This window comes from Kitasatospora misakiensis (assembly GCF_042656005.1).
Classification (GTDB): Bacteria; Actinomycetota; Actinomycetes; order Streptomycetales; family Streptomycetaceae; genus Kitasatospora; species Kitasatospora misakiensis.
The window spans coordinates 392,802-405,239 of sequence record NZ_JBHSOF010000002.1; the positions used below are offsets into that span (position 1 = coordinate 392,802).

Genomic DNA, 12,438 nt, shown 5'->3' on the forward strand with positions numbered 1-12,438 from the left:
CGGCCCCGGGAGCGGTGTCTCCCGGGGCCCTCGAACGGCCACGCCCTAGACTCGCCGGGTGGACATGGCACTGCGCGACCCCCTGATCGGTACCCTGCTCGACGGCCGGTACCGGGTCGAGCGGCGGATCGCCGCCGGTGGGATGTCCACCGTGTACCGGGGCACCGACACCCGCCTCGACCGGGTCGTGGCGCTCAAGGTGATGCACCCCTCGCTGGCCGGGGACGCCGCGTTCACCACCCGCTTCATCCGCGAGGCCAAGGCCGTCGCCCGGCTCGCCCACCCGAACGTGGTGAACGTCTTCGACCAGGGCGCCGACGGCGGCCATGTCTTCCTCGCCATGGAGTACGTGCCCGGCCGCACCCTGCGCGAGCTGCTGAGCGACCGCGGCGCGCTCTCCATCCGGGCCGCGCTGGACATCCTGGAGCCGGTGCTCGCCGCGCTCGGCGCCGCCCACCGGGCCGGGCTGGTGCACCGCGACGTCAAGCCCGAGAACGTGCTGATCACCGACGACGGCCTGGTCAAGGTCGCCGACTTCGGCCTGGTCCGGGTGCTGAACGCGGCCGACGGCGCGGCCACCTCCGGCACCTCGACCACCGACACCGTGCTCGGCACCGTCTCCTACCTCGCGCCCGAGCAGATCCGCCCCGGCGCCGAGACCGACCAGCGGGTCGACGTCTACGCGGCCGGCATCCTGCTGTACGAGATGCTCACCGGCGCCCGCCCGCACACCGGCGAGAACCCCGTCCAGGTGATGTACCGCCATCTGCACGAGGACGTCCCGCCGCCGTCCGCGACCGTGCCCGGCGTGGTGCCCGAACTGGACGCGATAGTGGCCGGCGCCTGCGCCCGCGACCGCGCCGGCCGCCCGTACGACGCGGTGGAGCTGCTCGCCGCGCTCCAGCGGGTCCGCCGCGGGCTCACCCCGGCCCAGCTGGACGCCGAACCGCCCGCCTCCACCCGGCCCAGCCCGCGCTACCCGACCGGTGAGGCCACCTCGGTGCTCACCCCGGTGATCGACCCCGCGCCCCCGGTCGAGCGCACCAGCGTGCTGGACGTGCCGCCGGACGTCATGGAGCAGCTGCTCACCGAGCCCCGCCCCTACGACGAGCCGCCACCGGCGCGGGCGCCCCGCACCCGCCGCCCGCGCACCGGCGCCGCCCGCCGGCTGCCGCGCAAGCCGCTGCTCTGGACGGCCGTGCTCACCGCCCTGGTGCTGCTGGTCGGCGGGGCGACGTACGCGATCTCCGGCGCGGTGTACGGCACGGTGCCGGGCGTGCTCGGCAAGGACCGGGCCGAGGCGGAGCGGATCCTCGACGCCGCCGGCATGCACGGGCGGATCACCGAGGTGTACAGCGAGTCCGTCCCGGCCGGCCAGGTGCTCGCGGCCGCTCCCGGGGTCGGCACCCGGACCAGGAAGAGCGACGAGGTCACCCTCACCGTCTCGCGCGGGCCGAAGCGGATCGCCGTGCCGGACCTGGTCGGCAAGCCGTCCGCGCAGGCCGCCTCGGCGCTGGCCGGGGCGCAGCTGGCGGCCGGCACGGTGACCGAGACCAACAGCGACACCGTCCCGGAGGGCTCGGTGATCAGCAGCTCCCCGGCCGCCGGGCAGCAGGTGGCGGAGAACACGCCGGTGGCGCTGGTGGTCAGCAAGGGCATGGTGGCGGTCCCGGACGTGACCGGGATGTCCAAGGAGGCCGCGGAGAAGGCGCTCCAGGCGGCCGGTTTCGCCATGCAGAGCAGCGGGGTCAACCTGTTCGGCACCGGCAAGGTGAACGGTCAGTCCCCGGCGGGCGGCGAGCGCAGGCCGCAGCGCACCGTGGTGACGGTCACCTTCCCGTTCTTCTAGGCTCGCCGTCCGGGCTAGCGGAGCGGGCCGTCGCCCGGCTCCTCCTGGTAGGAGTAGCGCTGCTCGCGCCACGGGTCGGCCCGGTTGTGGTAGCCGCGCTCCTCCCAGAAGCCGCGCCGGTCGGCCCGCATGTACTCGACCGCCCGGACCCACTTGGGCCCCTTCCAGGCGTACAGCCGCGGGACGACCAGCCGGACCGGGAAGCCGTGCTCGGCGGTGATCGTCTCGCCGTTGCGGTGGGTGGCGAGCAGGGTGTCGGGGGCGGCGAAGTCGGCGAGCCGCAGATTGGCGCTGTAGCCGTACTCGGCCCAGACCATCACGTGGGTGACGTCCCGGTCCGGCGGCACCAGGTCGAGCAGGACGGAGGCGGCCACGCCGGTCCAGTCGCTGTCGAGCACGGAGAAGCGGGTGACGCAGTGCAGGTCGGCCCGGACGGTGGTGCGGGGCAGGGCGTTGAAGCCCTCGAAGTCCCAGCTGTGCTTCTCCGCCGAGGCGGTCGCGCCGAACACCTGGAGGTCCCAGGTCAGGGGCTTGAAGCGGGGGACCGGCCCGTAGTGCAGGGCGGGCCAGCCGCGTTGGACGCGTTGGCCCGGCGGGAGCCCGGGGTCAGACGGCGATGACTGTTCTTGTTCGGACTGACCCATGGATCCATGGTGACAGACGGCGGGCGGCGGTCCGCGCGCGCCCCTTTCCCACCTCGCGCGCCCCGCTCGGACGGGTCACCCGCGCCACGCGTACGGGCCAAGGTCGGAGCAAATCGGATATTCCGATACATGTCCTAGTGAGTGTGAACTTACTGGAATTTCTTCCCATCACGGTGCCAGGATGCGTGCAGCCGAAGGGTACGGCCGTGGTCCCCGCACGCACACCAGGAAGGCAGCGCCATGAAGGGCGACACCGAGGTCATCGAGTTCCTCAACGAGCAGCTCACCGCCGAGCTGACCGCGATCAATCAGTACTTCCTGCACGCCAAGATGCAGGAGAACTTCGGCTGGACGAAGCTCGCCAAGTACACCCGGCACGAGTCCTTCGACGAGATGAAGCACGCCGAGGTGCTCACCGACCGGATCCTCTTCCTCGACGGGCTGCCCAACTACCAGCGGCTCTTCCACGTCCGGATCGGCCAGACGGTCAAGGAGATGTTCGAGGCGGACCGGCAGGTCGAGGTCGAGGCCATCGACCGGCTCAAGCGCGGGATCGTGGTGATGCGCGCCAAGAACGACGTCACCTCGGCGAACATCTTCGAGTCGATCCTGGCGGACGAGGAGCACCACATCGACTACCTCGACACCCAGCTCGAACTGCTGGAGAAGCTCGGGGAGGCGCTCTACCTCGCCCAGCTGATCGAGCAGCCGGAGTCCTGACCGGGGCCGCGGCGCTCAGGCGGCGGCACGCACGCGGCGCTCAGGCGACGGCGCGCAGCGGTACCACCGGTGACGGGGACAAGGACGGTGCCGGGGCCGACCCGGGATCGGCCCCCGGGTCGGCCAGACCCAGCTTGGTGGCGAGCCGCGCGGTCGGGCAGGGCCGGGCGCCGTGCTCACCGAGCAGGGCCTGGATCCGCCGGACGCAGGACCCGCAGTCGGTGCCGGCCTTGCAGCCCTTGGCTATCTGGCGCGGCGTGTTGGCCCCCGCGTCGATCGCCCGCTTCACCTGGTCCTCGGTGACCGCATGACACATGCACACGTACATCGCGGTCTCTCCCGGGGTGCAGCGAGTGGATCTCGACTCAGTGGATCTTGACTAAGGCTTGCCTTAGTTCACTAAGCCTCACCTTACCCGCCGAACCGGGTACGCAAAAGCCTCTCCGGCCGGGGAAAACCCCAGGCCGGAGAGGCTTCGCTCACATTCGGGACGGTCTCAGACGGTGCCGCGGTACATCTCGGCGACCAGGAACGCGAGGTCCAGCGACTGGCTGCGGTTGAGCCGCGGGTCGCAGGCCGTCTCGTAGCGCTGGTGCAGGTCGTCGACCAGCACCTCGTCGCCGCCGCCGACGCACTCGGTGACGTCGTCGCCGGTCAGCTCCACGTGGATGCCGCCCGGGTGGGTGCCGAGCGCGCGGTGCACCTCGAAGAAGCCCTTGACCTCGTCGAGCACGTCGTCGAAGCGACGGGTCTTGTGCCCGCTGGACGCCTCGAAGGTGTTGCCGTGCATCGGGTCGCAGATCCAGACCGGCTGGGCGCCGGAGGCGGTGACCTTCTCCACCAGGGTCGGCAGGGCCTCGCGGACCTTGCCCGCGCCCATCCGGGTGATGAAGGTGAGCCGGCCGGGCTCACGCTCCGGGTCCAGCTTCTCGATCAGGGTCAGCGCCTCGTCGACCGTCGTGGTCGGGCCGAGCTTCACACCGATCGGGTTGCGGATCTTCGAGGCGAACTCGATGTGCGCGTGGTCCAGCTGGCGGGTGCGCTCACCGATCCACACCATGTGGCCGGAGACGTCGTACAGCTCGCCGGTGCGCGAGTCCACGCGGGTCAGCGCGGTCTCGTAGTCGAGGACCAGCGCCTCGTGGGACGAGTAGAACTCGACCGTCCGGAACTCCTCCGGCGCCACGCCACAGGCGTTCATGAACGCCAGCGCGTTGTCGATCTCGCGGGCCAGCTGCTCGTAGCGCTGACCGGCCGGCGAGTTGCGCACGAAGTCCTGGTTCCAGGCGTGCACCTGGCGCAGGTCCGCGTACCCACCGGTGGTGAAGGCGCGCACCAGGTTCAGCGTCGCGGCGGACGCGTTGTACATCCGCTTCAGCCGCTCCGGGTCCGGGATCCGGGACTCGGGGGTGAACTCGAAGCCGTTCACCGAGTCGCCGCGGTAGACCGGCAGGGTCACGCCGTCGCGGGTCTCGGTCGACTTGGAGCGCGGCTTGGAGTACTGGCCGGCGATCCGGCCGACCTTCACCACCGGCACCGAGGCCGCGTAGGTCAGCACCGCCGCCATCTGGAGCAGGGTCTTGAGCTTGTTGCGGATGTGCTCCGCCGAGACACCGTCGAAGGCCTCGGCGCAGTCACCGCCCTGCAGCAGGAAGGCCTCGCCACGGGCCACCGCACCGAGTCGGGCGCGCAGCTGGTCGCACTCGCCGGCGAAGACGAGGGGCGGATACGAGGCGAGCTCGGCAAGGGTCTTGCGCAGAGCCTCTTGGTCCGGCCATTCGGGCTGCTGCGCCGCGGGCAGGGACTGCCAGGTGTGGGGATTCGTCACGGTCACGCGGTCAAGGCTACGGGGTGCGGCAACCGAATCATGACCACCGCCCGAGGGATGAGACACCTTGCGGACATTCGAGTGACACCCCTCACGCCCGCCCGAGGATCCGCTAGGCTCGGTCCCGTGAACACGCCGCACACCCAATCCTGGTGGTGGGCCGACCCTCTGGGTGGCCCACAGTCCGCGCGTTCCTAGACGCACACGACGGCCGCCCCCCGGGGCGGCCGTCGGCGTTCTCCAGTCGGCCGGCAGCCTCCCGGGAGCGGAACCCCGCACCCGCCGCAGAAGCCACCCCGGAAGGAACGCCGCCACCGTGACCAGTGCCGCCGACCTGCTCGCCCGCCTCACCGCCGCCGACGCACCGGCCTTCGCCCTGCTGCACCGCCGCACCCCGCGAACCGCCCCGGACACGGTCGAGGTGCTGCTCGGCACCGTCTCCGACCACGACCGGCTGGCCGACCTGCCGGTCCGCCACGGCGTCCCCTCCGACGGCCCGGTCCACGACCTGCTCGCCCTCGTCCCCTACCGGCAGATCCGCGAGCGCGGCTTCGAGGCGCACGACGACGACACCCCGCTCCAGGCCCTCTCGGTCACCGAGCAGTACGCCCTGCCGCTCGCCGAGGTCACCGCGGCGCTGCCCCGGCTGCCCGTCACCCTGACCGGCGGAGGCTTCGACATCGACGACGCCGAGTACGCCGCGATCGTCCGCCAGGTGATCGACGAGGAGATCGGGCGCGGCGAGGGCGCCAACTTCGTCATCCGCCGCGACTTCACCGCGACCCTGGAGGCCCCCGGCGGAGCCGGCGAGGGCGGCTGCTCCCCCGCGCTCGCCCTCACCCTGTTCCGGCGGCTGCTGGAGCAGGAGCGCGGCGCCTACTGGACCTTCCTGGTGCACACCGGCGACCGCGTCCTGGTCGGCGCCTCCCCCGAGGTGCACGTCCGGCAGAGCGGCGGGACGGTCGTGATGAACCCGATCTCCGGCACCTACCGCTATCCCGCCGCCGGCTCCGACCTCGAATCGCTGATCTCCTTCCTCCACGACCCCAAGGAGTTGGAGGAGCTGACCATGGTGGTCGACGAGGAACTCAAGATGATGTGCACCGTCGGCGACCTCGGCGGCCAGGTGCTCGGCCCCCGGCTCAAGGAGATGTCCCACCTCGCGCACACCGAGTACGAGCTGCGCGGCCGCACCTCGCTGGACGTCCGGGAGGTGCTGAAGGAGACCATGTTCGCCGCCACCGTCACCGGCAGCCCGGTGCAGAACGCCACCCGGGTGATCAAGCGGTACGAGCGCGGCGGCCGCGGCTACTACTCCGGGGCGCTCGCCCTGATCGGCCGCGCGGCCAGCGGCGGGCAGCTGCTCGACTCCCCGATCTGCATCCGCACCGCCGACATCGACCCGGCCACCGGCCGGCTCGCCGTCCGGGTCGGCGCCACCCTCGTCCGCCACTCCGACCCGGAGTCCGAGGTCGCCGAGACGCACGCCAAGGCCGCCGGGGTGCTCACCGCGATCGGCGCCCGCCCGGCCCCCGACCGGCCGGCCGGCCGGAGCGGCCCCCGGCTCGGCGACAACCACCGCGTCCAGGCCGCGCTCGGCGCCCGGCGGGCCGGCCTCGCCCCGTTCTGGCTGCGGATGCAGCAGCCGTCCCTGGTCACCGAGGAGCTGGAGACCCTGGTCGTCGACGGCGAGGACACCTTCACCGCGATGCTCGGCCATCTGCTGACCTCGCTCGGCCACCGGGTCACCGTGGCCCGCTACGACGAGCCGGGCCTGCGCGAGCGGGTCGCCGCCCACCCCGGCGCGCTGGTGCTCGGCCCCGGCCCGGGCGACCCGGCCGCCGCCGACGACCCCAAGATGGCCGTGCTGCGCCCGATCGTCACCGACGCGCTGGCCGCCGTCCGGGACGGTCGGCGCACCGCCCCGCTGCTCGCCGTCTGCCTCAGCCACCAGCTGCTGTCCGCCGCGCTCGGACTGCCGCTGGCCCGCAAGGCCGTGCCGTACCAGGGCGCGCAGGAGACCGTGGACCTGTTCGGGACGCGGCGGACGGTCGGCTTCTACAACACCTTCACGGCCCGCTGCACGGACGCCGACGCCGCCCGGCTGGCCGCCGAGGGCGTCGAGGTGGCCCGCGACCCGCTGACCGGGGACGTGCACGCGCTGCGCGGGCCGGGCTTCGCCGGGCTGCAGTTCCACCCCGAGTCGGTGCTCACCCGGGAGGGTGTGGAGATCGTCGCCGGGATGCTGCGCGAGGCGGTGGCCGCCGGCCAGGGCTGAGCCTCCGGCGCCGGGCGGGGTGCGCGACCACCCCGCCCGGACGGCGGGCCCCGTCACACCTCGTCAGATCCCGTCAGATCCCGTCGTCCAGCCCCTGCTCGATCGCGTACCGGACCAGCTCGACCCGGTTGTGCAGCTGGAGCTTGCCCAGGGTGTTCTGGACGTGGTTCTGCACGGTGCGGTGGGAGAGCACCAGCCGATCGGCGATCTGCTTGTACGACAGGCCCTTGGCGACCATCCGCAGCACCTCGGTCTCCCGGGCGGTCAGCTGCGGGACGACCGGGGCGGCCGGGGCGGGCGGCTCGGCCGCCAGCCGGCGGAACTCGCCGAGCACCAGCCCGGCCAGGCCGGGGGTGAACACCGCGTCGCCGACGGCGGTGCGCCGCACCGCGTCCAGCAGCTCCTCCCGCCCGGCCGACTTGACCAGGTACCCGGTCGCGCCGGACTTCACGGCCTCCAGCACGTCCGCGTGCTCACCGCTCGCGGAGAGCACCAGGACGCGCACCGACGGGTCGTTGGCGACCACCTGGCGGCAGGCCTCGGCGCCGGACAGGCCGGGCAGGTTGAGGTCGAGCACCACGACCTGCGGGGAGCAGGCGCGGGCCCGGCGGACGGCCTCCTCGCCGTCCCCGGCGGTGGCCACCACGTCCAGCCCGGCCTCGGCGAGGTCGCGGGAGACGGCGTCGCGCCACATCGGGTGGTCGTCCACCACCATCACCCGCACCGGCCGGCCGGCGGCCGCCTGCTGGTCGATCGACTGGTCGGTGGTCATGCGCGGAACCCTTTCGCGGGAGGTGTGCGGGAGGTGTCGGGAGCGGTCACGGCCGGCCGGCCGGGGCGCCGGCCGCGGTGCGCGGGACCCTGAGCTCCACCTCGACGCCCTCCCCGGGCGCCGAGTACAGCTCCGCGGTGCCGCCGAGGTCCAGCAGTCGGCCGCGGATCGACTGGGAGACGCCGAGCCGGCCGGCCCGCTCCGCCTCGCCGAGCCGCCCGGGCGCGAACCCGGGGCCGTCGTCGCGGATCGACACGGTGACGGCCTCCGGCTCGTCCTCGACCAGGATCCAGGCACGCGCCGCGGGCCCGGCGTGCCGGCGGACGTTGTCCACCGCGGCGCCGACGGCGGCGGCCAGCTCACCGGCGGCCCGCGCGGGCAGCAGCACCGGGGTGCCGGGCGCCGACACGGTCACCCGCTCGTCCGCGTACGGGGTGAGCAGGCCGCGGAGGTCCTGCGGCTGCTCGGGTTCGCGCTGGGCGGGCAGCGGGCCGCCGCTCATCAGCGCGCGCAGGGCGCGCTCCTGCTCCCCCGCCAGCCGGCCCAGCTCGCCGAGGTCCGCGCCGCCGGCCGGCGCCTCGGTGCCCCGGCGCTGGACCAGCGCGAGCACCTGCAGCACCCCGTCGTGGATGTCCCGGGAGAGCCGCTCGCGCTCCCGGTTGGCCGCCTCGACCTGGAGCGCCCGGGTGAGCGTCGCCTCACTGGCCCGGGCCAGTTCGATGACGTAGCCGATCGCGCAGCCGGCCACCATGAGCAGCACGATGTTGTGGATGTTGTCGCCGGTCGCACCGCCGTGGCCGAGGATGTTGGCCACCCCGATCACCGAGCCGGCCGCCGCCGCCCAGCGCCAGCCGCCCCGGCCGGCGAAGCCGAGCACGGTGCCGGCCGCCCAGATGGTGGGCAGGGTCGGCGCGCCGTGGCTGATCCGGGCGGGATCGTCGACCATGCCGCTCATCACGATGCCGGTGACGACGAGCGTGAGGTCGGTGGTGAGCACGTACCAGGTGCAGCGGTGCGGGCCGGAGAACGCCCGGGTGGAGGCCAGCGTCCAGAGGGTCAGCGCGCCGAGGTAGATCCAGCCGGCGACGGGGTGCAGGAACTCCAGGTAGGAGTCGAAGTACCGGAGCAGCGCGTAGCACAGGGCCAGCACCCGGAAGAAGGAGATGGCCCGCCAGAGCGGCAGCTCGACGGACATGCCGCCCGCCGCCGCCGCCGCGCCGACCGCGCCCGGCCCCGCCGCGCCGCCTATGCCGCCTATGCCGCCGTCCGTCATGACTGCCGCCCTCCCCCCGGCGCCCGGCCGGCCCCGACTCAGGCCGACCCGGTCTCCTTCTGCTGCTCCTGCTCGGCCTTCTGCTGTTCGGCCTTCTCCTGCTCGGCCTTCTCCAGCTTCTCCGCCTCGGCCTTCTCGGCCTTGGCGGCGGCCTGCTCGGCCTTCTGCACGGCCTTGCGCTCGGCGTCGGCCTTCTTCTTGTCGTCGGCGATCTGCCGCTTGGCGGCGGTCGCGTAGATGTCCACGTACTCCTGGCCGGAGAGCCGCATGATCTCGTACATCACCTCGTCCGTCACCGAACGGAGGATGAAGCGGTCGTTCTCCATGCCGTGGTAGCGGGAGAAGTCCAGCGGGCGGCCGATCCGGATGCCCGGGCGGATGCCGAAGTTCGGGACCACCTGGCCGGGCGGCTGCACCTTCTCGGTGTCGATCATCGCGACCGGGATGACCGGCGCGCCGGTGGCCAGCGCGACGCGGGCCAGGCCGCCGACCTTGCCCCGGTAGAGCTTGCCGTCGGGCGAGCGGGTGCCCTCCGGGTAGACGCCGAACAGCTCGCCGCGGTCCAGCACGGCGATCGCCGAGCGGATCGCCGCCTCGCCGGCGCCGCGCACTCCCGAGCGGTCGACCGGGAGCTGGCCGACGCCCTTGAAGAAGGCGGCGGTCAGCCGGCCCTTGATGCCCGGCGTGGTGAAGTACTCCGCCTTGGCGATGAAGGTCACCCGGCGCTTGATCAACGCGGGGAAGAAGAAGGAGTCCGAGAACGAGAGGTGGTTGCTCGCGATGATCGCGGCACCTTCGGTGGGGATGTTCTCCTCACCCTCGATCCACGGCCGGAAGAAGATCCGAAGCAGCGGCGCGACGATCATCTTCATCAGTCGGTAGAACAACCCGGGCCTCCTGTATTGCGGACCGGTCGATCCTAATGCCCCCCGGCGCCCGCCCGTGCCCCGCCCCGCCCCGGCGGGGTGTTCCGGGGGGCGCGTGACCGGGCGTCGGGCCGGGTGCCCGGCGGGGGTGTACGCGGCGGGCGGGCCCGTGGGACGATGCGAATTCGGCCGCCTCCCGCACCGGGTCCGCCCCCGCACGCACGTGTCCGCACGCACCCGTACGTACTCATACGCACCCACCCGCACCCGTACGTCCAGCGCGTCCCGCTCGTACCAGCGCCACCCTCCAGCGTCCTCGCCCGCGAAGGAGCCCGCCATGTCGCTGCTGCCCGGCGCCGAACCGTACCGCCACCGGGGCGGGCCGGTGGGCGTCCTGCTCTGCCACGGGTTCACCGGCTCGCCACGATCGCTGCGGCCGTGGGCGGAGGACCTGGCCGCCGCCGGGTACACCGTCGCGCTGCCGGTGCTGCCGGGCCACGGCACGCGCTGGCAGGACCTGCAGATGACCCGCTGGGAGGACTGGTACGCCGAGGTCGAGCGGGAGCTGCTGGAGTTGGCGCAGCGGTGCGAGCAGGTCTTCGTCTGTGGGCTCTCGATGGGCGGCGGTCTGGCGCTGCGGCTGGCCGCCGTGCACGGGCCGAAGATCGCCGGACTGGTGCTGGTCAACCCGTCGGTGCGGTCGGACAACCCCGCGAGTGTCATTCTGCCGGTGCTGCGGCACCTGGTGCCGAGCCTGCCCGGGGTCGCCAACGACATCGCCCGGCCCGGCGCGGACGAGCTGGCCTACGACCGCACACCGCTGCACGCCGCGTGGTCGCTGGCCAGGCTGTGGAAGGACGTCCAGACCCGGCTGCCGCAGGTGACCCAGCCGGTGCTGCTCTTCCGCAGCCCGCAGGACCACGTGGTCTCCGCGGCCAACTCCGAGCTGGTGCTGGCCCGGATATCCTCGACCGATGTGACGGAGCGGCTGTGCCAGCGCAGCTATCACGTCGCGACGCTGGACCACGACGCGGCGGAAATATTCGCGGCCGCCCAGGACTTCATCCGACGGCTGGCGCCCGCGCACGCGGCGGGGGTCAGTGCGGGGGAATCCGACCACCACCAAGGCTGAAGGGCCGGAAGTGCACGAGAGCAGCACGGCGGGCGGCGAGGACGACGCGCCCCGCGAGGAGGGTGCGACCACGGGCGGCGCGCGGCCGGGCGCCGGGCGGCCGGACGGGGAGCAGCCGGGCCGCGGTCCGGCCGGGGGCACGGCGGCCCCGGCGGCGGGCGGCGAGGCGACGGCGACCGGCGCGTCCGGGGCTGGGGCTGGGAGCGGGTCCGGGGGCGCTGCCGGCTCCGGGACTGGCTCCGGGACCGGTGGTGTCCCGGTGACGGGCGAGGGCGGCGAGCCCGCCGAGCCGGCCCGTACGCGGCGCGCGCCCGAGCGCAGCCAGGCCGAGCAGGACGAGATCTTCGCCGCGCTGGTCGCCCAGTTCGACGACCCGGTGGACCTCAACAACCCCAACTGGCCGGAGATCGAGAACCTCCGGGCACGTGGCGAGTTCAAGAACGTCAAGGACCGCTCCGACACCGACCGCTTCCCCGGCGAGCCCGGCGACCTCGCCGACCTGGCGCCCCAGCCGCGCCCCCGCTCCGGCCGCCCGGTGATGCCGGCCGCCGGCTCCGGGCCGCGCGACTTCGAGCTCACCGAGGACGCCGACGAGGGCCACTTCGAGCCGCCGGAGCCGCCGCCGCTGCCGGAGGCCGACACCACCGCCAAGTTCGCCTGGCTCGCGGTGCTCGGCGGCCCCGCGCTGCTGCTCTTCGACGCGGTGGTCTGGCGCGAGGTCGCCGGCTGGCCGGCCTGGGTCGGGGTGGCCTCCTTCCTGGGCGGCTTCGCCACCCTGGTGGTCCGGATGAAGGACCACGACGAGGACGAGCCCGAGGACCCGCACGGCGGCGCCGTCGTCTGACGCCCGCGCGGCCCGTCCCCCGGCCCCTCGACCACTCGGTCGGGGGGCCGGGCTCGTCGACGGGCGGGACTTCCCGGCGCACCGGCCGCTCCACCGATCACTCCTCGGGGTGGAGTTCGGCGACCAGTGGGCGCAGCGGTGCCCTGACCTGCCGGGCCGCCGCACGGGCCGCCCCGAAGCTGTGTGCCGACGTTCCCGGGTCGGGCGCTCCTCGCGGACGAGGGGCCGGCCG

11 protein-coding genes are annotated in these 12,438 nt (G+C 73.6%); 5 read left to right on the forward strand and 6 right to left on the reverse strand.

Annotated elements, in window-relative coordinates:
* The first annotated feature begins 64 nt into the window (after positions 1-64).
* Entirely contained in the window at positions 65-1,849 is a 1,785-nt protein-coding gene (gene pknB / locus ACFP3U_RS03660) for a Stk1 family PASTA domain-containing Ser/Thr kinase (RefSeq protein WP_380223725.1), read from the forward strand.
* 14 nt (positions 1,850-1,863) lie between these two features.
* Here pknB and ACFP3U_RS03665 read toward each other — a convergent pair whose 3' ends face one another.
* Positions 1,864-2,493 (reverse strand): sulfite oxidase-like oxidoreductase, encoded by a 630-nt coding sequence (locus tag ACFP3U_RS03665; RefSeq protein ID WP_380223660.1) that lies wholly within the window; start codon positions 2,491-2,493, stop codon positions 1,864-1,866.
* Positions 2,494-2,733: 240 nt separating this feature from the next.
* On the opposite strand from ACFP3U_RS03665, the gene bfr reads away from it, so the two are divergent.
* On the forward strand, positions 2,734-3,213 hold the full coding sequence (bfr, locus tag ACFP3U_RS03670) for a bacterioferritin (RefSeq protein ID WP_045938212.1): 480 nt from the start codon (positions 2,734-2,736) through the stop codon (positions 3,211-3,213).
* A 40-nt stretch (positions 3,214-3,253) separates the two neighbouring features.
* On the opposite strand, the gene ACFP3U_RS03675 is transcribed toward bfr, so the two are convergent.
* Together ACFP3U_RS03675 and ACFP3U_RS03680 are read right to left on the reverse strand one after the other, a co-directional pair.
* Positions 3,254-3,541, reverse strand: coding sequence for a (2Fe-2S)-binding protein (locus ACFP3U_RS03675; protein ID WP_380223661.1), 288 nt, complete (start codon positions 3,539-3,541; stop codon positions 3,254-3,256).
* A gap of 168 nt (positions 3,542-3,709) precedes the next feature.
* Entirely contained in the window at positions 3,710-5,047 is a 1,338-nt protein-coding gene (locus ACFP3U_RS03680; RefSeq protein ID WP_380223662.1) for a class II 3-deoxy-7-phosphoheptulonate synthase, read from the reverse strand.
* 310 nt (positions 5,048-5,357) lie between these two features.
* Between ACFP3U_RS03680 and ACFP3U_RS03685 the strand changes: the two genes are divergently transcribed.
* Entirely contained in the window at positions 5,358-7,319 is a 1,962-nt protein-coding gene (locus ACFP3U_RS03685) for an anthranilate synthase family protein (protein WP_380223663.1), read from the forward strand.
* Between the two features lie 73 nt (positions 7,320-7,392).
* Here the strand turns inward: ACFP3U_RS03685 and ACFP3U_RS03690 are convergent, their stop codons facing one another.
* Genes ACFP3U_RS03690 through ACFP3U_RS03700 form a run of 3 tightly spaced genes read right to left on the reverse strand, consistent with a single transcriptional unit; the run spans position 7,393 to position 10,236 of the window.
* Positions 7,393-8,091: a response regulator gene (locus ACFP3U_RS03690; RefSeq protein ID WP_380223664.1), complete on the reverse strand. Its 699-nt coding sequence runs from the start codon at positions 8,089-8,091 to the stop codon at positions 7,393-7,395.
* Between the two features lie 46 nt (positions 8,092-8,137).
* A complete protein-coding gene (gene macS, locus ACFP3U_RS03695; protein WP_380223665.1) occupies positions 8,138-9,364 on the reverse strand; it encodes a MacS family sensor histidine kinase in 1,227 nt (408 codons plus the stop codon).
* 38 nt (positions 9,365-9,402) lie between these two features.
* Entirely contained in the window at positions 9,403-10,236 is an 834-nt protein-coding gene (locus ACFP3U_RS03700) for a lysophospholipid acyltransferase family protein (protein ID WP_380223726.1), read from the reverse strand.
* Between the two features lie 331 nt (positions 10,237-10,567).
* On the opposite strand from ACFP3U_RS03700, the gene ACFP3U_RS03705 reads away from it, so the two are divergent.
* Together ACFP3U_RS03705 and ACFP3U_RS03710 are read left to right on the forward strand one after the other, a co-directional pair.
* Positions 10,568-11,362: an alpha/beta hydrolase gene (locus ACFP3U_RS03705; protein WP_380223666.1), complete on the forward strand. Its 795-nt coding sequence runs from the start codon at positions 10,568-10,570 to the stop codon at positions 11,360-11,362.
* Between the two features lie 259 nt (positions 11,363-11,621).
* Positions 11,622-12,206, forward strand: a complete 585-nt coding sequence (locus ACFP3U_RS03710; RefSeq protein WP_380223667.1) for a hypothetical protein — start codon at positions 11,622-11,624, stop codon at positions 12,204-12,206.
* The last annotated feature ends 232 nt before the right edge of the window (positions 12,207-12,438 follow it).